Genomic DNA, 23,143 nt, shown 5'->3' with positions numbered 1-23,143 from the left:
GTCGTGGTGACACGTCCAGTGGACCCTTCCGTACTGGTCAACGCGAGGCGGAGGCCGTCGGTTCCCTGGTGGGCGCGGTGGCGCGCGTGGTCCGTCCGGGTGACGGACAGGTGACGGGCCGGGGTGCGGCCCGCGCTCAGAAGAGGCCGGTGCCGGCGAAGCGCAGGATCAGCTGGGGTGCTCCGGAGAGGGCGACGGCGACGAGGGCGGTCGCGGTGATCGCGGCCGTGAGGGGGGCGGGGAGGCGGTGCCGGGCGGCGGTCCCGTCCTCGGGGGCGCGGAAGAGCAGGGCCGTCCACTGAAGGTAGTAGAAGAGCGCGACGACGACGTTGACGGCCATGACGACGGCCAGCCAGCCGAGGCCCGCGTCGACGGCGGCGGAGAAGACGGTCACCTTGGCGAAGAGGCCGATGACGCCGGGCGGCAGTCCGGCGAGGCAGAGCAGGAAGAAGGCCAGGAGCAGGGCGGTCAGTGGGCGGGAGGCGTACAGGCCGCGGTAGTCGGCGACGCGGTTGAGTGTCTTCGTACGGCCGACCAGGGCGGCCACTGCGAAGGCGCCGAGGTTCACGGCGGCGTACATGAGGGCGTAGGCGACGGTGGAGCCGATCGGCCGTTCGGGATCGTCGGAGTAGCCGGCGGCGGCGATCGGGACGAGGAGGTAGCCGGCCTGGCCGACGGACGACCAGGCGAGCAGGCGTACCGCGCTGTACGCGCGTGCGGTCCGCTGGCGCAGGGCTCCGGCGTTGCCGGCGGTCATGGTGAGGGCGGCCAGGACGGCGAGGGCCGGTCCCCAGGCGTCGGCGTACGAGGGGAGGGCGACGACGGTGACGAGGATCAGGCCGGAGAAGCCGACCGCCTTGCCGACGACGGACAGGTAGGCGGCGACCGGGAGGGGCGCGCCGACGTAGGTGTCGGGCACCCAGAAGTGGAAGGGCACGGCGGCCGTCTTGAAGGCGAAGCCGACGAGGGTGAGGACGACGCCGGTCTGGGTGAGCGTGGTGAGCTGCCCGTCGACGTGCTGGATCCGGTCGGCGATCCGGGTGAGGTGGAGGGTACCGGTGGAGGCGTACAGGAAGCTGATGCCCAGGAGGCTGACCGCGGTCGCGGTGACCGAGGACAGGAAGAACTTCAGGGCGGCCTCGGAGGAGCGCCGGTCGCCGTGGCGGAGGCCGACCAGGGCGAAGGCGGGCAGGGAGGCGACCTCCAGGGCGACGACGAGGGTGGCGAGGTCGCGGGAGGCGGGCAGCAGGGCGGCGCCGGCGGCGGAGGAGAGCAGCAGGAACCAGTACTCGCCCTCGGGAAGTCCCCGGTCGGCGTCCTTCAGCGCGGTGACCGAGAGCAGGGCGGCCAGGAGCGCGCCCCCGAGGACCAGGAACTGGATCGCGAGGGCGAAGGTGTCCGCGGTGTAGCTGCAGACGTCGGTGTGACCGGTGAGGCAGAACGTCGAGCGGTCGTCGCCGGCGAGGGGCAGCAGCGCGAGCGCGGCGGCGGCGAGGCCGGCGACCGCGATCCAGCCGAGCAGCGGCTTGCGGGCGTCCCCGACGAACAGGTCGGCGACGAGGACGACGAGCCCGACGACCGCCACGAGGGTGGGCGGGGCGATGGCGAGCCAGTCGACGGACTGGACGAGGTCCTGGGCCAGGGACTGCGCCAGGGCGTCGGCCAGGGGCTGGACCGGCGGCTGGGCCGGGGAGCTCATCGGGGACCTCCTGAGAGGAGCTGCTGCACGGCCGGGTCGGTCAGCCCGAGCAAGGTCTTGGGCCACAGCCCGGCGACGACGGTGAGGACGACGAGCGGGACCCAGGCCGCGTACTCGTACGTGCGGACGTCGGTGAGCTTCGGGGCTTCCGGCGGTACGGCGCCCATGCAGACGCGGCGGACCACGATCAGCATGTACGCGGCGGTCAGCAGGGTGCCGGACGCGGCGATCGCCATGAAGGTGAGGAAGGCGGGGCGGCTGAGGCCGGCGTGCGGTTCGAAGGCGCCGAAGAGGGCCAGCATCTCGCCCCAGAAACCGGCCAGGCCGGGCAGTCCGAGCGAGGCGACGGCGGCGAAGGCGAGGAGGCCGCCGAGGCGGGGCGCCTTGCCGTACAGGGCGGCGCCCGTCCGGTTGTGGTCCGGCGCGGCGGAGCCGCTCGTCGGGGGGTGACGGTCGGGCGACGGGAGGGTGAGGGTGTCGAGGTCGGTGGTGCCGGTGCGGTCCTTGATGGCGCCGACGACGAAGAAGAGCAGGCCGGTGATGAGGCCGTGGGCGATGTTGGCGAACAGGGCGCCGTTGACGCCGGTCGGGGTCATGGTGGCGATGCCGAGCAGGACGAAGCCCATGTGGCCGACGGAGGAGTAGGCGATGAGGCGTTTGAGGTCGCCCTTGGCTCCCTTCCTGGCGAGGGCCAGGCAGGCGAGGGAGCCGTAGACGATGCCGACGACGGCGAAGGCGGCGAGGTAGGGCGCGAAGGTGCGGAAGCCGTCGGGGGCGGCCGGGAGGAGGATGCGCACGAACCCGTAGGTGCCCATCTTCAGCAGGACGCCGGCCAGCAGGACCGAGCCGACGGTCGGCGCGGCGGTGTGGGCGTCGGGCAGCCAGCTGTGCAGCGGCCACATCGGGGTCTTCACCGCGAGGCCGATCCCGATCGCCAGAACGGCGGTGACCTGCACGGACGTGGTCAGTGACCGGCCGTTGTCAGTGGCGAGTGCCACCATGTCGAACGTGCCCGCCCTGAGACCGATCAGGAGCAGGCCCAGCAGCATGACGACGGAACCGAGCAGCGTGTAGAGGATGAATTTCCAGGCGGCCCGGGTCCGTTGCTCGCCGCCCCAGCGGGCGATGAGGAAGTACATCGGGACGAGGACCGTCTCGAAGGCGAGGAAGAACAGGATCAGGTCGAGGACGGCGAAGGTCGCGAGGGTGCCGGTCTCGAGGAGGAGCAGCAGGGCGACGAAGGCCTTCGGGGACGGGCCCGCGGGCGGCTTGAAGTAGGAGTGGAGCGCGCACAGGAAGGTCAGCAGCGCGGTCAGGACCAGGAGGGGGAGGGAGATGCCGTCGATGCCGAGGTGGATGCGCACGTCCAGTGCGGGGATCCAGCTGATGTCCGTGCTCGCCTGCATCCTCGACGGGTGGCCGTGGTCGAAGCCGAGCACGAGGGCGATCGCGGCGAGGAGGACGGCGCCGGTGACGGTGACGCCGTGGCGGAGGACCGCCTGCTCGGGTGACTTCCCCTTCAGCCCGGGCGGGGCCGGCAGGAGAGCGGCGGCGGCGCCCAGGAGCGGGCCGACGACGACGAACGCCAGAAGGAACTGCATCACGGACTCGTTGATATCGATCACGTCTGCTCACGCTCCCGTGGCGACGAGGACGGCGGCGACCGCGAGGACGACGGTGCCGGCGAGCAGCGCGCTCACATAGGTCTGCACATTGCCGGTCTGGGCACGGCGTACGGCGGCCCCGATCCAGCGGGGCAGGGTTCCCGCCCCGCGGACGTAGGTGTCGACGACCTCGCGGTCGAGGAACGCCACGAGGCTCGCGCCGGCCCGGACCGGGCGGACGAAGAGGGCCGTGTAGACGGCGTCCAGGTGGAAGCCGGTGGCCGCGTGGCGGTGCAGCGGGCCGAGGAGGAGCCGTCCGGGGTCGGCCGGGTCGGGGGCGGAGGCCACGTCTCCGTAGGCGGGCCGGTGGGTGGCGATGGCCTCGGCCTCCACTGCTGCGGCGTCCTTCTCCGGGTGGGCCGCGACCGCTCCCATCGGCGCGCGGGCCGCGAGCGCGGTGGTGTGGCGCCAGGCCCCGTAGGTGACGATGCCGCCGACCAGGGCCACGCCGGTGCCGAGTACGGAGGTGGTGAGGGTCGGGGTGAGGCCGCCGGAGTCGAACCAGTCGGGCAGCAGACGGAAGGCGAGCCCGCCGAGGGCGAGGGAGGGGAGGGCGAGCACCCAGAGCACGGCGTTCATGACGACCGGCTGCCTGCCGTGGTCGGGGGCCTCCTCGGCACCCCGGCCGCGGAAGGCGAGCAGCCACAGGCGGGTGGCGTAGGCGGCGGTGAGCAGGGCCGTGACCAGCCCGGCGATCAGGACGGTCCAGCCCGCGGCGCCGGGTGCGTGCCCGGTGCGGCCGGTGGCGGCGTGCTCGGCGGCGACGAGGACGGACTCCTTGGAGAAGAAGCCGCTGAACGGGGGGATCGCGGCGAGCGCGAGCAGGGCGACGGTCATCGTCCAGTAGGCGTCCGGGACGCGGTCGCGCAGGCCCCGCATGCGGGACATGGCGGCCAGCGAGTTGGTGCCGGCGGCGTGGATGACCGCACCGGCGGCGAGGAACAGCAGCGCCTTGAAGGCGCCGTGCGAGATGAGGTGGAAGACGGCGGCACCGCGGTCGCCGACGGCGAGCGCACCGGTCATGTAGCCGAGCTGGCCGATGGTCGAGTAGGCGAGGACGCGTTTGATGTCGTCCTGGGCGAGCGCGGCGAGCGCCGAGCCGGTCATCGTGACGGCGGCCATGACGGCGAGGACGGTCATCGCGGCCCGGGAGGCCTCGAAGAGCGGAAGGAGCCGGGCGACGAAGTAGACGCCGGCGGCGACCATCGTCGCCGCGTGGATCAGCGCGGAGACGGGTGTCGGGCCCGCCATCGCGTCGGGGAGCCAGGTGTGCAGCGGGAACTGCGCCGACTTGCCCGCGACACCGGCCAGGAGCAGCAGGGCGATCAGGGTCGGGTGGTCGAGCGAGCCGGACGCGACCGCGCCGAGGATCTTCGTGATGCGGAAGGAGCCGGCCTCGGTGGCCAGGGCGAGCAGACCGATGAGGAAGGGGACGTCACCGAGCTTGGTCACCAGGAAGGCCTTGAGGGAGGCGGCGCGCGCCTCGGGCGTCTCCCAGTAGTGGCCGATCAGGAAGTACGAGCAGATGCCCATGACCTCCCAGCCGACCAGCAGCACCATCAGGTCGCCGGTGTAGACGACGAGGAGCATGGCGGAGGTGAACAGGGAGACGAGCGCGGCGTACGAGGGGTAGCGCGGGTCGTGGCGCAGGTAGCCCGTGGAGTAGAGCTGCACACAGGTGGCGACGCAGCCGACCAGGACGGCGACGAGGGCGGCGAAGCCGTCGATGTGCAGGGCGAGCTCGACGGGGACCGAGCCGGTGGGGGTCAGTTCCGTGACCGCGTCGACGGCCCGGCCGCCGCCCTGACGGGAGGCGACCAGTACGGCGAGGACGAAGGAGGCCAGGGTGGGCAGGACGGCGAGCGGGCGGGCGAAGCCCGGCGCCGTGCGGCCCGAGAGCAGGCCCGCGACCGCTCCGAGGAAGGGCAGGAGGGGGACGAGTACGGCGAGGGTGGTCGTGGTCACGCGGTGGCCTCAGCCTTCTGGGCCGTTCCGGTCGCGGAGGCGTCGGTGCCGCCGTGGTCGTCGGGGCCGTCGGGGCCGTCGGGGCCGTGGTCGTCGGGGCCGTGGCCCTCGGCGGTGTCGCGGAGCCGGTCGATGTCCGCGGTGCCGCGGTTGCGGTGGACGGCGAGCACGATCGCGAGGCCGATGCCGATCTCCGCGGCGGCGATGGCGATGGTGAACAGGGTGAGGGCCTGACCGGAGTGCAGGGTCTCCTCGGCGGCGTTGCCGAGCCAGACGTCGAAGGCGACCAGGTTGAGGTTGACGGCGTTGAGCATCAGCTCGACGGAGATCAGGACCAGGATCGCGTTGCGGCGGGCGAGGAGCCCGTACACGCCCGTGCAGAACAGGAGGACGGAGAGAACGGCGGGATAGGCGAGGTGCATCAGCGGTCACCGTCCTTGCCGGTACCGGTGCCGGTACCGGTACCGGTCGGGGCGCTCTTCCGGGCGGGACCGGCCGCGCGTTCCGCCCTGGCCTTGCGGGAGAGGACGATCGCGCCGACCAGGGCGGCGAGGAGGAGGACGGAGAGGGCCTCGAAGGGGAGGACCCAGTTCTGGAAGAGACTCGCGCCGGTGACGGCGGTGGAACCGGCGGCGGCACCGTCCAGGTCGATCCAGGTGGTCCGGAAGGCGTCGACGACGACCCACACCAGGGCGGCCGCGGCGGCGACGGCCACGGTGAGGGCGGCCCAGCGGTTGCCGGAGTCGGCGTCCGGGGAGCGGCCGATGGGCGCCCTGGTGAGCATCAGGCCGAAGAGGACGAGGACGATGACGGAACCGACGTAGATGAGGACCTGCACCCAGGCGATGAACTCGGCGGTGAGCAGGAGGTACTCGACGGCGAGGCCGCCGAGGGCCACCACCAGCCACAGGGCGGCGTGGACGAGCTGCCGGGTGGTGACGCTGACGACGGCGGCACCGAAGGTGACGAGGCCGACGAGGAGGAAGGCGATCTCGACACCGCTCGGCGAGAGGAAGCCGGGGTGTGCGGCGGCGAGGCTCACGACTCTCCTTCCTGCGGCTCGTCGGGGGCGGCGGGGCCGGTCTGTTCGGTCTGGTGCCGGGCGGTCTGGTGCCGGGCGGTCTGGTGCCGCTCGGCCTGCTGTCCGGTCTGCTGTTCGGCCTGTTGCTGGACCTGTTGCTGGGCGGCCAGCTTGTCGGCGGTCTTGCGGGCGGCGGCGAGTTCCTTCGGTTCCTCCGCGCCCGGGTCGAGGGCGGGCGGGGCGGGCACCGTCCACATCCACTCGCGGAGCTTGTCCCGCTCGTGGGTCAGGTCGCGGATGTCCGTCTCGGAGTACTCGAACTCGGGGGACCAGAACAGCGCGTCGAAGGGACAGACCTCGATGCAGATACCGCAGTACATGCACAGGGAGAAGTCGATCGCGAAGCGGTCGAGGACATTGCGGCTGCGTTCGCGTCCGCCGGGGGCGGCAGCGGGGACCGTCTCCTTGTGGGAGTCGATGTAGATGCACCAGTCGGGGCACTCGCGGGCGCACAGCATGCAGACCGTGCAGTTCTCCTCGAACAGGCCGATGACGCCGCGGGTGCGGGGCGGGAGCTCGGGCTGGACGTCCGGGTACTGCTCGGTGACCGTCTTCCTCGTCATCGTGCGCAGGGTGACGGCCAGGCCCTTGGCGAGGCCGCTGCCGGGGATCGGGGCCACGGTTACTGGATCACCACCTTGACGATGCCGGTGAGGGCGATCTGGGCGAGGGAGAGGGGGACGAGGACGGTCCAGGAGAGCTTCTGGAGCTGGTCCTCACGCAGCCGCGGGTAGGTGACGCGCAGCCAGATCACGACGAAGGCGAGGACGGCGGCCTTCAGCAGGGTCCACACCCAGCCGAGTCCGTCGGCGCCCCACGGTCCGTGCCAGCCGCCGAGGAACAGGACGGTGGTCAGGCCGCACAGCACGACGATCCCGGCGTACTCGGCGAGGAGGAACAGGGCGAAGCGCAGGCCGGTGTACTCGGTGTAGGCGCCGAAGATGATCTCCGAGTCGGCCACCGGCATGTCGAACGGCGGACGCTGCAGCTCGGCCAGCCCCGCGACGAAGAACACGATCGCGCCGACGATCTGCCAGGGCAGCCACCACCACTCGAAGGCGTCGAGGATGCCGACGAGCGAGACGGTTCCGGCCGCCATCGCGACGGAGGCCGCGGTGAGCAGCATCGGGAGTTCGTACGCGAGGAGCTGGGCGGCGGTGCGCAGACCGCCGAGGAGCGAGAACTTGTTCGCGGAGGCCCAGCCGGCCATGAGCGAGCCGAGGACGCCGACGCCCATCACGGCGAGGACGAAGAAGATCCCCGCGTCGACGGCCTGCCCCACCGCGCCCTCGCCCGGGCCGACGGGGATCGCGAGGAGCACGAGGAGGTACGGCAGCAGTGCCACGGCGGGGGCGAGCTGGAAGATCCGGCGGTCGGCGTCCGCCGGGACCACGTCCTCCTTCTGCGCGAACTTCACGCCGTCCGCGACGAGCTGCGCCCAGCCGTGGAAGCCGCCGGCGTACATGGGGCCGAGGCGGCCCTGCATATGCGCCATCACCTTGTGCTCGGCCTGGCCGACGATCAGGGGGAAGGTGAGGAAGACGACGAAGACGACCAGGAGGCGCAGGGTGACGTCGAGCGCGTCGTTCACTGCGTGCCTCCGGGGTGGTCGTCGGGTGTGTCGGTGCGGGCGGGGGGACGGCCGTCGGCCTCCGGGGCCTCCGGGGCCTCCCCGGCCTCCCCGGCCTCCGGGGACTCCGAGGCCTTCTCGGTCTTCGTGCTCCCCTGGCTCCCGGACTTCTCCGGGGCCTCGGACACCTCCGGCGCCTCGGGCTTCCCGGCATCCGCGGGGGGCTCGTCGAAGGCCGGACGGGCGTGGTGCCAGGGCGCGTCGGAGCTGCGCGGCGCCGGGGAAGGCGGCTTGGGGGCAGCGGGTGTCTCCCCGGTGGCGCCGGAGGGACCGGCCGCGCCGGTGGTGCCGGTGCCACCGGGCCGGTCCGCGGTGGAGCCGGTCCGCTGGGACGCCGAACCCTCGCTCGCGCTCCGGGTGCGACGGGTGGCCGGTCCGCGCGACCCGGTGGCGGCAGTCCGCCCCTCCCCGCCGGGTGCGGCCGACGGGGCTTCGGGAGCCGCCGCTCCCGTCCGCTGCGACGCGGAACCCTCGCTCGCGCTCCGGGCCCGGCGGGGCCTGGCCGCCGGCGCGGCCGGGGCAGGACCGGCGGCCGGGGCCTCGGTGGCCGGGGACGGGGTCTCGGTGGCCGGGGACGGGGCCTCGGCGGCCGGGGCCTCGGCACCTGGGGCCGTCTGGCCGACGGAGCCCTGGGACGCTGTACGCATGCGGCGGGGCGGGCGTTCGCCGGCCGCGCGGGCCGGACGGTCGCCCGCGGCACGGGCGGCACCCCGGGCCGGGGCGGCCGGGAGCCGGCCCTTCAGCGGGCCCCACTCGTTCGGGTCGGGGACGCCCGGGGGCAGCATCTGGCGGCGCCGGGGACCGCCGTGGTCGGACTCGCCGGGCTCCTTCGCGCCCGGCCAGGCCTTGGCGACACGGGCGGCGAGGACGAAGTCCTTGCGCAGGGGATGGCCCTCGAAGTTCTCCGGCAGCAGCAGGTGGTCCAGCGCGGGGTGCCCCTCGAAGACGACGCCGAACATCTCGTGCGTCTCGCGCTCGTGCCAGGCCGCTCCCGCGTACACGGGGACGGCGGTGGGCAGGACCGGGGTCTCGTGCGGGACCGTGGTGCGCACCAGGAGCCGGCGCACCGGTGCGAGGGCGGCGACGTGCGCCGCGACACGCAGGCCCGTGCCCGGTTCGTCGACCGCGCTCAGCCAGTCGAAGAAGGTGCAGCCCAGCCGGTCGCGGGCGGTCTCCAGGGCGGTGATCCAGGCCGCGGGCGGCACGTCCACGGTCAGGACGTCGTACGACTCCTCCGCCGTGGCCCCGGCTCCGAAGAGCTCCTCGGCGTCGGCGGGCAGCCAGCCGGCCGCGGTCATCGGCCCTCCTCGGGGGCGGGCGCGGGAGCGGGCGGCCGCACCAGGCCGCTCTGCAGCGCGGCCGCCGACGGCCGAGGCGAGGTGGCGTACCGCTCCGCCGGCGACTCGCCGGCGATCTTCTCCTGGAGCTTGAGGATGCCCTGCAGCAGCGCCTCGGGCCGGGGCGGGCAGCCGGGGACGTAGACGTCGACGGGGATGATCTGGTCGACGCCCTTGGTCACGGAGTACGAGTCCCAGTACGGGCCGCCGCAGTTGGAGCAGGCGCCGAAGGAGATGACGTACTTCGGCTCGGGCATCTGCTCGTAGAGGCGTTTCACGGCCGGCGCCATCTTGTCGGTGACCGTGCCCGACACCACCATCAGGTCGGCCTGGCGGGGGCCCGGCGCGAACGGGATGACGCCGAGGCGGATGAAGTCGTGGCGGGCCATCGACGCGGCGATGAACTCGATGGCGCAGCAGGCGAGGCCGAAGTTGAAGACCCACAGGGAGTAGCGGCGGCCCCAGTTGAGGACGACCTTCATCGGCTCGGGGGCGAGCCGGGCCAGCGCGCCCAGCCTCTTCGGCTCCGGCAGCGGAACGGGTCCGGGGTTCACGTCCATGACAGGACGCCCTTCTTGTATGCGTAGAGCAGGCCCACGGCGAGGAAGCCGAGGAAGACGAACATCTCCACGAGCGTGGTCGCGCCGTACCCGGGGTCGGCGAAGACCGTCGCCCAGGGGAAGAGGAAGATCGAGTCGACCGCGAAGACCACGTAGAGGAAGGCGTAGACGTAGTAGCGGACCTGGGTGTGGGCCCAGCCCTCGCCGACGGGGTCGACCCCGCACTCGTACGTCAGGAGCTTCTCGGGCGTCGGGACCACGGGCCGCAGCAGGCGTCCGGCACCGAAGGCGACGGCCACGAAGAGCACACCGACGACGGCGAGGATCCCGACGGCCGAGTAGGTCGCGAAGTGGTCCGCCGCGAGGCCGGCGGTCGCCTCGCCCGCGGACACTTCGCCGACGGTCGGTTCCGGCACGTCCGTCCCTCGCTCCCTGTCCGAACCCTGGACACCGCAGTCCGACGATCTGTACACACGGGAGTCTAGGACCTCCTGAAGAGACCGTGAGCGGCCCGTCGGCCCGTGGGAGAGCGGGGTGGGGTTTTCCTCAGCAGAACCCGGCGGTCCGCCTCATGGCGCCGCGCCGCGCCGCACGGCACGCTGAGCCGTATGACCGAACGCCTCTCCTCCCCGCCCCCCGCCGGACACACCGGTGAAGCGGACGACGACCGCCCGCCACCGGCCCGTTTCGCCCTCGACCGGCATACCTGGAAGGAGATCGCCCACCTGCTGGCGAACCTTCCGGTGGCGCTGATCGGTTTCACGTACGTCGTGACGATGCTGTCCGTCGGTCTCGGGCTGACGGTCACCGTGATCGGGCTGCCGCTGCTCGCGGCCGGTCTGTCGGGGGCGCGGCTGCTGGGCAGGATGGAGCGGGCGCGGGCCCGGGCGCTGCTCGGGGTGCGGATCGAGGAGCCGAGCCGGCTGCCCTGGCGGGGCCGGGACGGGGTCTTCGCCCGGTTGTGGCTGGCGCTGAAGGACCCGGTGGGCTGGCGCACGGTTCTGTACGAGCTGATACGGCTGCCCTGGGGTGTGATCACCTTCGCCGTCACACTGACGTCGCTGTTCGTGCTGTGGCCGGTGCTGCCGTTCCTCACCCGGGCGCTGACCGATGTGGACCGGGCGATGGTGCGCGGGCTGCTGTCGCCGTCCGACGAGCTGGAGCGGCGGATCGCCGAGCTGGAGTCGGACCGGGGGGTCGTGGTCGACACGGCCGCGGCCGACCTGCGGCGCATCGAACGCGACCTGCACGACGGGGCACAGGCCCGCCTGGTCAACCTGGCCATGGGGCTGGGCCTGGCCAAGGAGAAGCTGCTGGAGGACCCCGACGCGGCGGCGGTGATGGTCGACGAGGCGCACGGCGAGGTGAAGCTGGCGCTGCAGGAGCTGCGGGACCTGGCCCGCGGCATCCACCCGGCCGTGCTGACCGACCGCGGCCTGGACGCGGCCCTGTCCTCGGTGGCGTCGCGCTGCACGGTGCCGGTGAAGGTGACGGTCGACCTGTCCGAACGGCCGGCGGCGGCCATCGAGGGCATCGCCTACTTCACCGTCTCGGAGCTGCTGCAGAACGTCAGCAAGCACAGCGGGGCGAGGACCGCGTCCGTGGAGGTGTGGCGGTCGGACGACCGGCTGCTCATGCAGGTGGAGGACGACGGGCGCGGGGGTGCGCGGCTGGACGGCGGTACGGGGATGAAGGGGCTCGCCGAGCGGCTGAGCGCCGTCGACGGGCTGTTCACGGTCCGGTCGCCGCAGGGCGGACCGACGGTGATCACGGCGGAGCTGCCGTGGCGGGACCGCTCGGCGGCGGACGACACCGCGGGGGCCGTCGGCGCGAGATAGCGCACCGGCCCCGGGCGGACGCCCCGGTCCGCCCCCCCGAGGAGGACGCCCCGACGCACATGCGTCGGGGCGTCCTCATGTCCGCATGTCCGCGTGACCGCATGTCCGGGCGGCCGGCCGGGTGGCCGCGTGTCCGGGGCGGGTGCACCGCCCGGCCGGAGGTGGGGAAAACCCCCCTTCCAGGACGCCGACGGGCTCCATGTCGCCGGAAGGCGCGCGGGAGGAGGGTGGGGGTCACGACAGCACAGCCACAGGGCGAGAGAGGGACGGCACCGATGGCGACGGAGTACGGACAGGGTTACGGGTTCGGGGGCGGGCCGGGGCTCGCCGCGGGCGCCGGCGCGCGGCGGCACCGGCTGCCGGCGGGGCTGCGGGCGCCGTTCGAGGGGCGCAGCCTGCGGGAGTTCGGCTATGTGCTGCTGGGCCTGCCGATCGGCATCGCGCTCTTCACGTACGCCGTCACGATGGTGTCGCTCGGCGCCGGTCTGCTGGTGACGTTCCTCGGTGTCCCGGTGCTGGCCGCCGCGCTCGCCGGCTGCCGGGGGTTCGGGGCGCTGGAGCGGGCCCGGGCGCGTGCCCTGCTGGGCCTCGACGTGACCGAGCCGGAGCCGCTGCGGATGAGGAAGCCGGGCGCGATGGCGTGGACGGGGGCCGTCCTCAAGAGCGGCGCGTCCTGGCGGAGCCTGCTGTACGCGGTGCTGCAGTTCCCGTGGTCGGTGTTCTCCTTCTCCGTCGCCGTGACCTTCTGGACGACCGGCTGGACGATGACGACGTACCCGCTGTGGTTCTGGGTGTTCCCGGCGTACACCGGCCAGGACGGGCTTCAGCTGTACGGCGACGACACGCACAGCGTCTACCTCGACAACCCCTTCGAGATCACCGTGACCGCGCTGATCGGGCTGCTGGTCACCCTGGCGACGCCGTGGATCGTGCGGGCCCTGACGACGGTGGACCGGGTGATGGTGTACGGGCTGCTCGGGCCGTCGCGGCTGGCGACGCGGGTGGTGGAGCTGGAGTCGGACCGGGGGGTCGTGGTCGACACGGCCGCGGCCGACCTGCGGCGCATCGAACGCGACCTGCACGACGGCGCGCAGGCCCGCCTGGCCGGTCTGGCCATGGACCTGGGGCTGGCGAAGGAGAAGCTGCGGGAGGACCCGCAGGAGGCGGCGCGCATGGTGGACGAGGCGCACGGCGAGGTGAAGACGGCCCTGCAGGAGCTGCGCGACCTGGCCCGCGGCATCCACCCGGCCGTGCTGACCGACCGCGGCCTGGACGCCGCCCTGTCCTCGGTCGCCTCGCGGTGCGCGGTGCCCGTGCGGGTGGAGGTGGACCTCACCGAGCGGCCGGCGTCGGCGATCGAGAACATCGCCTACTTCACCGTCTCGGAGCTGCTGCAGAACGTCAGCAGGCACAGCGGGGCGCGCTCCGCCTCCGTGGACGTGTGGCGCACGGAGAACCGGCTGATGCTGCAGGTCGTGGACGACGGCGTGGGCGGCGCGGCGGCGACGGCCGGTTCGGGTCTGGCGGGACTGGCCGAGCGGCTCGACGCGGTGGACGGCATCCTCGTGGTGGACTCGCCGGCCGGCGGTCCCACCCGGATCACGGCGGAGCTGCCCTGGCGGACCGAGCCGGTACGCCGCTGAGCGGCCGCCGCCGGCCTCTCGTGCGGGGCCCCCGGTCCGCCGGGGGCCGCCCGCCGCGTCTCCCCGCTTTCCGCTCGTGCTTCCCGCTTCTTCCCGTCTTCTCCCCGTCGCCCGGACCCGTCCGGCCCCCGTTGCTGGGATGCTGGACACTTCGCGGACGGTCCGTGGACGCGGCCCGGGCCGCGCGGGCCGTCCGAAGGGCGGAACTGGCTGGGGGCCGAGGAACGTGGAGGACAGGGTGCGGGTGGTCATCGCCGAGGATTCGGTGCTGCTCAGGGAGGGACTGACCCGGTTGCTGACCGACCGCGGGCACGACGTGGTGGCCGGTGTCGGTGACGCGCAGGCGCTGATCAAGACCATCACGGAGCTGGACGCGCAGGGCGAGCTGCCGGACGTCGTCGTGGCGGACGTACGGATGCCGCCGACGCACACCGACGAGGGGGTGCGCGCGTCGGTGCAGCTGCGCAAGGCCCACCCCGGGCTGGGGGTGCTGGTGCTGTCCCAGTACGTGGAGGAGCGGTACGCCACCGAGCTGCTGGCCGGCTCCAGCCGGGGCGTCGGCTACCTGCTCAAGGACCGGGTGGCCGAGGTGCGGGAGTTCGTGGACGCGGTGGTGCGCGTGGCGCGGGGCGGTACGGCGCTCGACCCCGAGGTGGTCGCGCAGCTGCTCGGCCGCAGCCGCAAGCAGGACGTGCTCGCCGGGCTCACCCCGCGCGAGCGGGAGGTCCTGGGGCTCATGGCCGAGGGCCGGACGAACTCCGCGATCGCCAGGCAGCTCGTCGTCAGCGACGGGGCCGTGGAGAAGCACGTCAGCAACATCTTCCTGAAGCTGGGCCTGTCCCCGAGCGACGGCGACCACCGGCGGGTGCTCGCCGTGCTCACCTATCTCAACTCCTGACATTCCGGTTCCGTCCTCCGGACTCCCGATCGCGGGACGCCGGGGTTCATCATCCGAATGTCCACCGGAAGTCAGCGCCTGCGGACGTAGGGTTGATCCTGGGATGGTCGGTGGGAGACCAGCCCCCGGACAGCCGCCTCGAGGGAGGTCCACTTCAGTGACCAGCCAGGTCAGCAGCCCATCCGAACAGGCCGACGGAACCGTCGTGGGAGAGCAGCGCAAACCGGTCGGGGCGAAGGACGTCCGCCGGCTGGACCGGGTGATCATCAGGTTCGCCGGGGACTCCGGTGACGGCATGCAGCTCACCGGCGACCGGTTCACCTCGGAGACGGCGACCTTCGGCAACGACTTGTCGACGCTGCCGAACTTCCCGGCCGAGATCCGGGCGCCCGCCGGCACCCTGCCGGGTGTCTCCTCCTTCCAGCTGCACTTCGCCGACCACGACATCCTCACCCCCGGCGACGCGCCGAACGTGCTGGTGGCGATGAACCCGGCGGCGCTGAAGGCGAACATCGGCGACCTGCCGCGCGGCGCGGAGATCATCGTCAACACCGACGAGTTCACCAAGCGCGCCCTGCAGAAGGTCGGCTACGACGCCTCCCCTCTGGAGGACGGCTCGCTGGACGGCTACAGCCTCCACCCGGTGCCGCTGACCACCCTGACGGTGGAGGCGCTCAAGGACTTCGGTCTCAGCCGCAAGGAGGCCGAGCGCAGCAAGAACATGTTCGCGCTGGGTCTGCTGAGCTGGATGTACCACCGGCCCACCGAGGGCACCGAGAAGTTCCTGCGGTCGAAGTTCGCGAAGAAGCCCGGCATCGCCGAGGCGAACATCGCGGCCTACCGGGCGGGCTGGAACTTCGGCGAGACCACGGAGGACTTCGCCGTCTCCTACGAGGTCGCGCCGGCCGCGAAGGCGTTCCCGCCGGGCACCTACCGCAACATCTCCGGGAACCTGGCGCTGTCCTACGGGCTGATCGCCGCGTCCCGCCAGGCGGACCTGCCGCTGTTCCTGGGCTCGTACCCGATCACCCCGGCCTCCGACATCCTGCACGAGCTGAGCCGGCACAAGAACTTCGGCGTGCGCACCTTCCAGGCCGAGGACGAGATCGCCGGCATCGGCGCGGCGCTCGGCGCGGCGTTCGGCGGATCGCTGGCGGTCACCACGACCTCCGGGCCCGGGGTCGCGCTCAAGTCCGAGACGATCGGGCTGGCGGTCTCGCTGGAGCTGCCGCTGCTGATCGTGGACATCCAGCGCGGCGGGCCGTCGACGGGGCTGCCGACCAAGACGGAGCAGGCGGACCTGCTGCAGGCGATGTACGGCCGCAACGGCGAGGCCCCGGTCCCCGTGATCGCCCCGCGCACCCCGGCGGACTGCTTCGACGCGGCGCTGGAGGCGGCGCGGATCGCGCTGGCCTACCGCACCCCGGTCTTCCTGCTGTCCGACGGCTACCTGGCCAACGGCTCCGAGCCGTGGCGGATCCCCGAGCCGGACGAGCTCCCGGACCTCGCCGTGCAGTTCGCGCAGGGGCCGAACCACACCCTGGACGACGGCACCGAGGTGTTCTGGCCCTACAAGCGCGACCCGCAGACCCTCGCCCGCCCCTGGGCCGTACCCGGCACGCCGGGTCTGGAGCACCGGATCGGCGGCATCGAGAAGCAGGACGGCACGGGCAACATCTCCTACGACCCGGCCAACCACGACTTCATGGTCCGCACCCGCCAGGCCAAGGTCGACGGCATCGACGTCCCCGACGTGGAGGTCGACGACCCGGACGGCGCGCGCACCCTGGTGCTCGGCTGGGGTTCGACGTACGGGCCGGTCACGGCGGCCGTACGGCGGCTGCGGGCGGCCGGGGAGTCCATCGCGCAGGCCCATCTGCGCCACCTCAACCCCTTCCCGCGGAATCTGGGCGAGGTGCTGAAGGGATACGACAAGGTGGTGGTCCCCGAGATGAACCTCGGGCAGCTCGCCATGCTGATCCGGGCGAAGTACCTGGTCGACGCCCGCTCGTACAACCAGGTCAACGGGATGCCGTTCAAGGCGGAGCAGCTCGCCACGGCGCTGAAGGAGGCCATCGATGACTGACGCCGACACTCTGCTCCAGCTCGTCCCGAAGGCCGAGGGCAAGCAGGCCATGAAGGACTTCAAGTCCGACCAGGAGGTGCGCTGGTGCCCCGGCTGCGGCGACTACGCGATCCTCGCCGCCGTGCAGGGCTTCCTGCCGGAGCTGGGCCTGGCGAAGGAGAACATCGTCTTCGTCTCCGGCATCGGCTGCTCCTCCCGCTTCCCGTACTACATGAACACCTACGGGATGCACTCCATCCACGGCCGCGCCCCCGCCATCGCCACCGGGCTGGCCACCAGCAGGCGGGATCTGTCGGTGTGGGTCGTCACCGGTGACGGCGATGCGCTGTCCATCGGCGGCAACCACCTCATCCACGCCCTGCGCCGCAACGTCAACCTCAAGATCCTGCTGTTCAACAACCGGATCTACGGTCTGACCAAGGGCCAGTACTCCCCGACCTCCGAGGTCGGCAAGATCACCAAGTCGACGCCGATGGGCTCGCTGGACGCCCCCTTCAACCCGGTGTCGCTGGCGCTGGGCGCGGAGGCGTCCTTCGTCGCCCGGACCGTCGACTCCGACCGCAGGCACCTCACCGAGGTGCTGCGGCAGGCCGCCGGCCACCCCGGCACGGCGCTGGTGGAGATCTACCAGAACTGCAACATCTTCAACGACGGTGCCTTCGACGCCCTCAAGGACAAGCAGCAGGCCGAGGAGGCGGTGATCCGCCTCGAGCACGGGCAGCCGATCCGCTTCGGCGCCGGCGAGGCCAAGGGCGTCGTCCGCGACCCGGCCACCGGCGACCTGAGGATCGTCGAGGTCACCGCGGACAACGAGGCGGACGTCCTGGTCCACGACGCCCACGCCGCGTCGTCGGCCACCGCGTTCGCGCTGTCCCGCCTCGCCGATCCCGACACGCTGCACCACACCCCGATCGGTGTGCTGCGCTCCGTCGTCCGGCCGGTCTACGACACGCTGATGGCCGACCAGCTGGACACCGCCGTCGAGCAGCACGGCAAGGGCGACCTGGCGGCGCTGCTGGCGGGCGGCGACACGTGGACGGTCGTCGGCTGAGAGCCGTACCGCCGCACGAGGCCCGGGCCGTCAGGTCCGGGCCTCGTCGTATGTCCGGCGCACCCGCTCCTGTCATGACCGTATGACGATACGGGCATGACAGGCGGTCGGGGGCGGCGCTACCGTCGTTCTGTGGCACGCCCTCGTCCCCCGCGTGCCGAAGGCGAGAAGGAGGTGCCCGTGGCCGGGTCGTCCAGGAGTGAACAGCGCACAGGTCTGCTGAACGGCTTCGCGGCCTACGGGATGTGGGGTCTGGTCCCGCTGTTCTGGCCGCTGCTCAAGCCGGCCGGGGCCGGGGAGATCCTCGCCCACCGGATGGTGTGGTCGCTCGCCTTCGTCGCCGTCGCCCTGGTCGTCGTACGGCGCTGGGCCTGGGCGGGCGAGCTGCTGCGGCAGCCGCGCCGGCTGGGCCTGATCACGGTGGCCGCGGCGGTCATCACCGTCAACTGGGGCGTCTACATCTGGGCCGTGAACAGCGGCCACGTCGTCGAGGCGTCGCTCGGGTACTTCATCAACCCGCTGGTCACCATCGCGATGGGCGTGCTGCTGCTGAAGGAGCGGCTGCGGCCCGTGCAGTGGGCGGCGGTCGCCACCGGCCTCGCGGCCGTGGTCGTCCTCACCGTCGGCTACGGCCGGCCGCCGTGGATCTCCCTCTGCCTCGCCTTCTCCTTCGCCACGTACGGACTGGTGAAGAAGAAGGTCGATCTGGGCGGCGTCGAGTCGCTGGCCGCCGAGACCGCGGTCCAGTTCCTGCCCGCCCTCGGCTATCTGGTGTGGCTGGGCGCGCACGGCGGCACCACCTTCACCACCGAGGGCGCGGGGCACGGCGCCCTGCTCGCCGCGACCGGCGTGGTCACCGCGCTCCCCCTGGTCTGCTTCGGCGCGGCGGCGATCCGCGTGCCGCTGTCCACCCTGGGGCTGCTGCAGTACCTGGCGCCGGTCTTCCAGTTCCTGCTGGGCGTCTTCTACTTCGGCGAGGCCATGCCGCCCGAGCGCTGGGCCGGTTTCGCGCTGGTCTGGCTGGCGCTCACGCTGCTCACCTGGGACGCCCTGCGCACCGCCCACCGGAACGCGCGGACGCTGCGGGCGCGGCTGGACGAGGCGGGCGACGGCGTACCGCCGGAGAAGGGGGACGTCGCGCGGGACTCGGACATCGTGGCCTGCGGAGGACCGGACCCGGCCCCCGCGGACCCCGCGCCCGCGCGGCTCGACGCCCCGACCGGGAAGCCGTAGCCCGGCGGGTCAGTCGGCCCGGGCGTGTGCGCGGGCGCGTTCGGCGAGGCGGCCCATGCGGGTGCGGGCCGACTCGAGCCGGCCGGCGTCCTCGGCGGCCGGCCCCGCCTCGGCGGCGAGCTCGCCCCACAGGCCGACCAGGTCGCGTCCCAGCTCCAGCCCCTGCTCGGGGTCGCGCACCGCGCGCCAGGCGGTGGCCGCGCTCTGGACGTTGCCGTAGGCGGCCTCCGCGTCGCCCGCCCGGCGGTGGATGCCGGCCAGGTCCAGGGAGAGCCGGAAGGCGCGTCCCGGGTCGCCCGACAGGTAGGCGATGTACGCGGTGAGTTCGCGGAGCCGGAGCACCTCCGGGTGTTCCGGCCCCAGCGTGGCCGAGGCCTCGGCCACCGCCCGCTCCGCGAGCCGGTCCGCTTCCCGCGTACGCCCTTGCCTGATCGCGTCGTTGATCCGTGCCGTGGGCTCGGCGAGGAGGGCGGGTGCGCCGGCGTCACCGGGCGCGGTGAGCGGCGCGTCTTCGAGCACGGCCTCGGCCACGGCGTCGAAACCACGGAGGGGGGCGGGTGTGGGCACGGACTCTCCGGACGGCACCCGCTGCGGCCCGGCCTCCGCCGGTGCTCCGGCGGCCGGGGTGTCCTCCGCGCTCCTCGCCCCGCGGGGTGTCGGCACCGGCTTCCCGGCGAGGTGACTGGAGCCGTCCGGGTCGACCCGGAGCCGGACGACGCAGCCGATGCGCTCGTCGTGGACCGTGGCGAGGACGGGCCGGCCCGCCGTGCGGGCGAAGCGGTGGAGACGGTCCAGGACGGCGTGCCGGATCTCTTCGCCGGGGGCCGCGACGACCCAGGCACCGTCGACCCAGGCACCGTCGCCCCAGGCACCGTCGCCCCAGGCACCGTCCGTGTCACCGCCGGCCTCCGGCAGCCGGACGTGGACCGGGCGCTCGGCACGTTGCTGGTCCCGCTGCTCGTCGCGGCCGAGTCGAGACATCGTCCCCCCACTCATAGGCGGCTTCCGTCGGCGGTTCCGCTTCCCTGCCGTCCAGAGCCTGTCGTGCCTGTCGTTCACCTGTCGTCGAGTCTCGCCGCCCCCCCGCGTTTCTGGCGTCACCGCGATGTCACAGGTGCGTTCCAGGAGGTCACGACGGTACCGAGGCGCGTACGGCGCGGACGGGCGGCGTGCCGTGGGGCGCCGGTCAGGAGGTGATGTCCTTCGTCGTGAAGCGTGCCCAGGCCGCCGAGCCGAACACCGCCGCGTACAGGGCCTGCAGGCCGAGGTTCCGCACCAGGTCGTCCCAGTAGACCGGCTCGCGCATCAGGTCGGCGAAGGACAGCCAGTGGTGCGAGAAGAGGTACGGGTGGAGGGCGTCGAGCTGCGGGATCTGGTCGAGGATCTGGACGGTGATGAGCAGGCCCACCGTCGTCGCCATCGCCGCGATGCCGCTGCCGGTCAGGGTCGAGACGAACAGGCCGAGGGCCGCGACGCCGACGAGCGAGGCGGCGACGGTCAGGGCGATCAGCAGGGCCCGCCCCAGGCCCTCGGCGTAGCTGATGCGGGTGCCGGAGATGGTGGTCAGGTCGCCGAGCGGGAACAGCAGCGCGCCGACGGCGAGGGCGGAGACGGCGACGACGAGGGTGGCCGCCAGGCAGAAGACGAGCACCGTCGCGTACTTGGTGAGCAGCAGGCGGGTGCGGCCGGCGGGGGCGACCAGGAGATAGCGCAGGGTGCCCGCGCTCGCCTCGCCCGCGACGGCGTCACCGGCGACGACGCCGACGGCCATGGGCAGGAAGAAGGGCAGGGTCGCGGCCAGTGCGGTGAAGACCAGGAACAGGCCGTTGTTGCTGATCTGCGAGAGGAACGCCGGGCCCCCGCCGCCTGTGCCGGGGGACGAGCCGTCGCCCGTCTCGATCTTCACGGCGATGCCCACCAGGACCGGCACCGCCGCCAGCACGCCCAGCAGGGCGAGGGTGCGCCAGCGCCGGAAGGTGATCCACAGCTCGCTGCGCAGCAGACCGAGGGTCCACAGCGGGCCCGGCGCGCGTACCGTGCGCGGCGGTTCGGTGCCCAGCGGCTCGGCGCTCAGCGGCTCGGCACCGCGTGGTTCAGCCCGCGACATCGAAGCCCTCCCCGGTCAGTGCCACGAACGCGTCCTCCAGGGAGGCGCGTTCCACTCCGAAACCGCGGACGCGCACGCCGGCCGCGACGAGTGCCGCGTTCAGGTCGGCGGGGTCGCCGTCCGGCGGTTCCGCCGTCACCCGGTCCTCGGCGAGGACCACGTCCCCGGCGCCCCGTTCCTTCAGCACCCGGGCCGCCTCCCCCGGGTCCGGTGTGGTCACCACCAGCCGGCCGCGCGCTCCGGCGGCGAGGTCGGCGACCGGGCCCTGGGTGATCAGCCGTCCCCGCGCCATCACGGCGGCGTGCGTGCACACCTGCTCGATCTCGTCCAGCAGGTGGGAGGAGAGGAAGACGGTCGTGCCGTCGGAGGCCAGTTCGCGCACGAGGGCTCGGATCTCGCGCATGCCCTGGGGGTCGAGGCCGTTGGTGGGTTCGTCCAGCACCAGCAGGCGGCGCGGCCGGAGCAGGGCCGCCGCGAGGCCCAGGCGCTGCTTCATGCCGAGCGAGTACGCCTTCGCCTTCTTGCCCGCGGCGGCCGTGAGCCCGACCCGGTCCAGCGCCGCCGCGACGCGCTCGCGCCGGGTGCGGGGGTCGGCGGTCGGGTCGGCGGCGTCGTGGCGCAGCAGGTTGTCGCGGCCGGAGAGGAAGCCGTACAGGGCCGGGCCCTCGATGAGGGCGCCGACCTGGGGCAGTACGGCGCGGACGGCGCCCGGCACGGGCCGGCCCAGCACCCGTGCCGTGCCCGAGGTCGGCTCGATCAGGCCCATCAGCATGCGGATGGTGGTGGTCTTGCCGGAGCCGTTGGGGCCGAGGAAGCCGAAGACGCTGCCCGCCGGGACGGTCAGGTCGAGGCCGTCGACGGCGAGCTGTCCGCCGCGGTAGCGCTTGGTGAGCGCGCGGGTGGCGATGACGGCGTCGTCCGCCTCTCCGCTCCCCCGGCCCGGGCGCTCCGGCTCCGTGACGGACGCTCCGCCCATCGGCTCCCTCTCCTCGTCGTACGGGTACGGACCGTGGCGTCCGGTCCTACTTCGCGGCCTCGGCCGCCTTCACCAGGGCCTCCTTGGTGACCGCGCCGGCGTAGACCTTGCCGTCGTCGGTGATCAGGGCGTTGACCAGGCGGGTCGTGAAGACCGTGCCCGAGCCGAAGTCGCCCTCTACCTGGTCGCCGAAGGAGCCGAGGAAGCCGCCGAGGGCGCCCGCGTCACCGCCCTCGGGTGCCGTGGGCAGGCCCTGTCCGCCGGTGTCGAAGGCGGCGATCGCGTTCCAGCCCTCGCCGATGACCTTCAGGCCGTCCAGCTCCCCGGCGAGGTCGCCGCCGGCCCCGGGGCGCTGCTCCGGCGCCTCGGGCGTCTTGTCGGCCTCGGTGACCTCGGCGCCCTTCGGCGGGGTGAAGTCGAACGTCGACGCGTCCGGCTTCGCGAAGCTGACGTCGGTGAAGCCGGCGTCGACGACGGCGGCGCCGCCGCCCGCCGGGGTCAGCGTGAACTTCAGCGGCAGGCCGGTCCTCGCGTCCACGGCCACGGTGACGGCGCCGACCGTGGAACCGGACTGCCGGGGCTTGATCACCAGCCGGTACGCGTCCCGGCCGGCCACCTGCGCGGTGCCGTCGACGGTCACGGACGTGGTGTCGTCGACCGCCTTCAGCGCCTGGTCGGCGAGGTCCTTCGGGGTGACCGGCACCTGGTGCCGCGGCTGCCCGGCGTCGCCGGGGACGGTGGAGTGGTAGACCTCGTTGGTCCGGCTGTCGTAGCCCCAGACGTCCTTGCCGTCGTGGATCAGGCTGTACTCGGCGGCGTCCTCCAGCAGCGAGAGCTTCTGCCGGTCGGGGCCGTCGGCCGCGACGCGCAGCGTGTGGGTGCCGGAGACCAGGCCGGTCAGCTTCGCCGACGGATCGGCCGGGGAGCCGGCGTCGTCGCCGCCTTCCGCGCCCGGGCCGCCGGACATGCCGGACGCCAGGCCGCTCTCCAGGCCGCCGAGGTCCGGCAGCCCCAGATCGGTGGTGATCCTCACGGTGCCGGAGAGCTGCTGGACGTCCGACTCGGCCATCTTCTGGACGAGTTGCTGCGCCGTCACCTCGGGAAGGTCCGGGTCGCCGGAGTCGGCGAGCGCGGGGACGAGGCCGATCGTGGCGGCCGCCACGCCCATCACCGCGACCGGGACGACGTACCGCGCGGCCCTGCGCCGTCCGGTGCGCGGTTCGCCGGCCTCGGCGGCGGTCGTGTTGTCGTCGGAATCGAACGGTGCCATGTGTGCCCTACCTCCGTCGTCGGCGGCGGCTGCCTCGCGCCATTGCACGTGTTCACCCGTGAGCCGCCATTCTCACCCGAATCGGTGAGGAGTGGTGTTCTCCGT

At 73.1% G+C, this 23,143-nt stretch carries 20 protein-coding genes; 6 read left to right on the top strand and 14 right to left on the bottom strand.

Annotated features, from left to right (window positions below; translation table 11 throughout):
- Positions 1-136: 136 nt before the first annotated feature.
- Genes ACFYOJ_RS20325 through ACFYOJ_RS20280 form a run of 10 tightly spaced genes read right to left on the bottom strand, consistent with a single transcriptional unit; the run spans position 137 to position 10,352 of the window.
- Positions 137-1,699, bottom strand: coding sequence for an NADH-quinone oxidoreductase subunit N (locus tag ACFYOJ_RS20325; RefSeq protein WP_356552809.1), 1,563 nt, complete (start codon positions 1,697-1,699; stop codon positions 137-139).
- The gene (locus ACFYOJ_RS20320; protein WP_356552811.1) at positions 1,696-3,324 is read right to left on the bottom strand and encodes an NADH-quinone oxidoreductase subunit M; all 1,629 of its coding nucleotides are present in this window, start codon (positions 3,322-3,324) and stop codon (positions 1,696-1,698) included. Before ACFYOJ_RS20320 ends, ACFYOJ_RS20325 begins: the two co-directional genes overlap by 4 nt.
- A 6-nt stretch (positions 3,325-3,330) precedes the next feature.
- Entirely contained in the window at positions 3,331-5,328 is a 1,998-nt protein-coding gene (locus tag ACFYOJ_RS20315; RefSeq protein ID WP_356552812.1) for an NADH-quinone oxidoreductase subunit L, read from the bottom strand.
- The gene (gene nuoK, locus ACFYOJ_RS20310) at positions 5,325-5,750 is read right to left on the bottom strand and encodes an NADH-quinone oxidoreductase subunit NuoK (RefSeq protein ID WP_356552814.1); all 426 of its coding nucleotides are present in this window, start codon (positions 5,748-5,750) and stop codon (positions 5,325-5,327) included. Before nuoK ends, ACFYOJ_RS20315 begins: the two co-directional genes overlap by 4 nt.
- On the bottom strand, positions 5,750-6,370 hold the full coding sequence (locus ACFYOJ_RS20305) for an NADH-quinone oxidoreductase subunit J (RefSeq protein ID WP_356552816.1): 621 nt from the start codon (positions 6,368-6,370) through the stop codon (positions 5,750-5,752). Before ACFYOJ_RS20305 ends, nuoK begins: the two co-directional genes overlap by 1 nt.
- On the bottom strand, positions 6,367-7,029 hold the full coding sequence (locus ACFYOJ_RS20300; protein WP_356552818.1) for an NADH-quinone oxidoreductase subunit I: 663 nt from the start codon (positions 7,027-7,029) through the stop codon (positions 6,367-6,369). The genes ACFYOJ_RS20305 and ACFYOJ_RS20300 overlap by 4 nt, the downstream gene beginning before the upstream one ends.
- 2 nt (positions 7,030-7,031) lie before the next feature.
- Positions 7,032-8,000: a complex I subunit 1 family protein gene (locus tag ACFYOJ_RS20295; protein ID WP_356552820.1), complete on the bottom strand. Its 969-nt coding sequence runs from the start codon at positions 7,998-8,000 to the stop codon at positions 7,032-7,034.
- Complete coding sequence (locus ACFYOJ_RS20290) at positions 7,997-9,337, bottom strand: NADH-quinone oxidoreductase subunit C (protein WP_356552822.1); 1,341 nt, start codon at positions 9,335-9,337, stop codon at positions 7,997-7,999. The genes ACFYOJ_RS20295 and ACFYOJ_RS20290 overlap by 4 nt, the downstream gene beginning before the upstream one ends.
- On the bottom strand, positions 9,334-9,936 hold the full coding sequence (locus ACFYOJ_RS20285) for an NADH-quinone oxidoreductase subunit B family protein (RefSeq protein WP_356552824.1): 603 nt from the start codon (positions 9,934-9,936) through the stop codon (positions 9,334-9,336). The genes ACFYOJ_RS20290 and ACFYOJ_RS20285 overlap by 4 nt, the downstream gene beginning before the upstream one ends.
- Positions 9,927-10,352 (bottom strand): NADH-quinone oxidoreductase subunit A, encoded by a 426-nt coding sequence (locus ACFYOJ_RS20280; RefSeq protein WP_356552825.1) that lies wholly within the window; start codon positions 10,350-10,352, stop codon positions 9,927-9,929. Before ACFYOJ_RS20280 ends, ACFYOJ_RS20285 begins: the two co-directional genes overlap by 10 nt.
- Positions 10,353-10,544: 192 nt before the next feature.
- Here ACFYOJ_RS20280 and ACFYOJ_RS20275 point away from each other — a divergent pair, with 192 nt between their 5' ends.
- The 6 genes from ACFYOJ_RS20275 to rarD all read left to right on the top strand — a co-directional run bounded on the left by ACFYOJ_RS20275 (position 10,545) and on the right by rarD (position 18,685).
- A complete protein-coding gene (locus ACFYOJ_RS20275) occupies positions 10,545-11,774 on the top strand; it encodes a sensor domain-containing protein (RefSeq protein WP_356552827.1) in 1,230 nt (409 codons plus the stop codon).
- 275 nt (positions 11,775-12,049) lie between these two features.
- On the top strand, positions 12,050-13,417 hold the full coding sequence (locus ACFYOJ_RS20270) for a sensor domain-containing protein (RefSeq protein ID WP_356552828.1): 1,368 nt from the start codon (positions 12,050-12,052) through the stop codon (positions 13,415-13,417).
- A gap of 238 nt (positions 13,418-13,655) precedes the next feature.
- Complete coding sequence (locus ACFYOJ_RS20265) at positions 13,656-14,315, top strand: response regulator transcription factor (protein WP_356552875.1); 660 nt, start codon at positions 13,656-13,658, stop codon at positions 14,313-14,315.
- Between the two features lie 157 nt (positions 14,316-14,472).
- The gene (locus ACFYOJ_RS20260) at positions 14,473-16,401 is read left to right on the top strand and encodes a 2-oxoacid:acceptor oxidoreductase subunit alpha (RefSeq protein WP_356552830.1); all 1,929 of its coding nucleotides are present in this window, start codon (positions 14,473-14,475) and stop codon (positions 16,399-16,401) included.
- On the top strand, positions 16,394-17,452 hold the full coding sequence (locus ACFYOJ_RS20255) for a 2-oxoacid:ferredoxin oxidoreductase subunit beta (protein WP_356552831.1): 1,059 nt from the start codon (positions 16,394-16,396) through the stop codon (positions 17,450-17,452). Before ACFYOJ_RS20260 ends, ACFYOJ_RS20255 begins: the two co-directional genes overlap by 8 nt.
- Positions 17,453-17,632: 180 nt before the next feature.
- Complete coding sequence (gene rarD / locus ACFYOJ_RS20250; protein WP_356552833.1) at positions 17,633-18,685, top strand: EamA family transporter RarD; 1,053 nt, start codon at positions 17,633-17,635, stop codon at positions 18,683-18,685.
- Positions 18,686-18,694: 9 nt separating this feature from the next.
- Here the strand turns inward: rarD and ACFYOJ_RS20245 are convergent, their stop codons facing one another.
- The 4 genes from ACFYOJ_RS20245 to ACFYOJ_RS20230 all read right to left on the bottom strand — a co-directional run bounded on the left by ACFYOJ_RS20245 (position 18,695) and on the right by ACFYOJ_RS20230 (position 23,038).
- Positions 18,695-19,666, bottom strand: coding sequence for a tetratricopeptide repeat protein (locus tag ACFYOJ_RS20245; protein ID WP_356552835.1), 972 nt, complete (start codon positions 19,664-19,666; stop codon positions 18,695-18,697).
- 205 nt (positions 19,667-19,871) lie between these two features.
- On the bottom strand, positions 19,872-20,792 hold the full coding sequence (locus ACFYOJ_RS20240) for an ABC transporter permease (protein WP_356552837.1): 921 nt from the start codon (positions 20,790-20,792) through the stop codon (positions 19,872-19,874).
- Positions 20,779-21,768 (bottom strand): ABC transporter ATP-binding protein, encoded by a 990-nt coding sequence (locus ACFYOJ_RS20235; RefSeq protein ID WP_356552839.1) that lies wholly within the window; start codon positions 21,766-21,768, stop codon positions 20,779-20,781. Before ACFYOJ_RS20235 ends, ACFYOJ_RS20240 begins: the two co-directional genes overlap by 14 nt.
- Before the next feature lie 46 nt (positions 21,769-21,814).
- Entirely contained in the window at positions 21,815-23,038 is a 1,224-nt protein-coding gene (locus tag ACFYOJ_RS20230) for a DUF2092 domain-containing protein (protein WP_356552841.1), read from the bottom strand.
- Positions 23,039-23,143: the final 105 nt, after the last annotated feature.

Origin of the sequence: Streptomyces sp. NPDC006384 (assembly GCF_042870695.1) — a bacterium.
GTDB lineage: Bacteria > Actinomycetota > Actinomycetes > Streptomycetales > Streptomycetaceae > Streptomyces.
This window is presented reverse-complemented; position numbering and strand designations above follow the sequence as displayed.

Excerpts from the sequence above, each read along its gene's own strand:
- ACFYOJ_RS20255 (WP_356552831.1), top strand. The coding sequence starts at position 16,394 with ATGACTGACGCCGACACTCTGCTCCAGCTCGTCCCGAAGGCCGAGGGC.
- ACFYOJ_RS20245 (WP_356552835.1), bottom strand. The coding sequence starts at position 19,666 with ATGTCTCGACTCGGCCGCGACGAGCAGCGGGACCAGCAACGTGCCGAG.
- ACFYOJ_RS20275 (WP_356552827.1), top strand. The coding sequence starts at position 10,545 with ATGACCGAACGCCTCTCCTCCCCGCCCCCCGCCGGACACACCGGTGAA.
- nuoK (WP_356552814.1), bottom strand. The coding sequence starts at position 5,750 with ATGCACCTCGCCTATCCCGCCGTTCTCTCCGTCCTCCTGTTCTGCACG.
- ACFYOJ_RS20270 (WP_356552828.1), top strand. The coding sequence starts at position 12,050 with ATGGCGACGGAGTACGGACAGGGTTACGGGTTCGGGGGCGGGCCGGGG.
- ACFYOJ_RS20230 (WP_356552841.1), bottom strand. The coding sequence starts at position 23,038 with ATGGCACCGTTCGATTCCGACGACAACACGACCGCCGCCGAGGCCGGC.
- ACFYOJ_RS20285 (WP_356552824.1), bottom strand. The coding sequence starts at position 9,936 with ATGGACGTGAACCCCGGACCCGTTCCGCTGCCGGAGCCGAAGAGGCTG.
- ACFYOJ_RS20290 (WP_356552822.1), bottom strand. The coding sequence starts at position 9,337 with ATGACCGCGGCCGGCTGGCTGCCCGCCGACGCCGAGGAGCTCTTCGGA.
- ACFYOJ_RS20240 (WP_356552837.1), bottom strand. The coding sequence starts at position 20,792 with ATGTCGCGGGCTGAACCACGCGGTGCCGAGCCGCTGAGCGCCGAGCCG.
- ACFYOJ_RS20325 (WP_356552809.1), bottom strand. The coding sequence starts at position 1,699 with ATGAGCTCCCCGGCCCAGCCGCCGGTCCAGCCCCTGGCCGACGCCCTG.
- ACFYOJ_RS20235 (WP_356552839.1), bottom strand. The coding sequence starts at position 21,768 with ATGGGCGGAGCGTCCGTCACGGAGCCGGAGCGCCCGGGCCGGGGGAGC.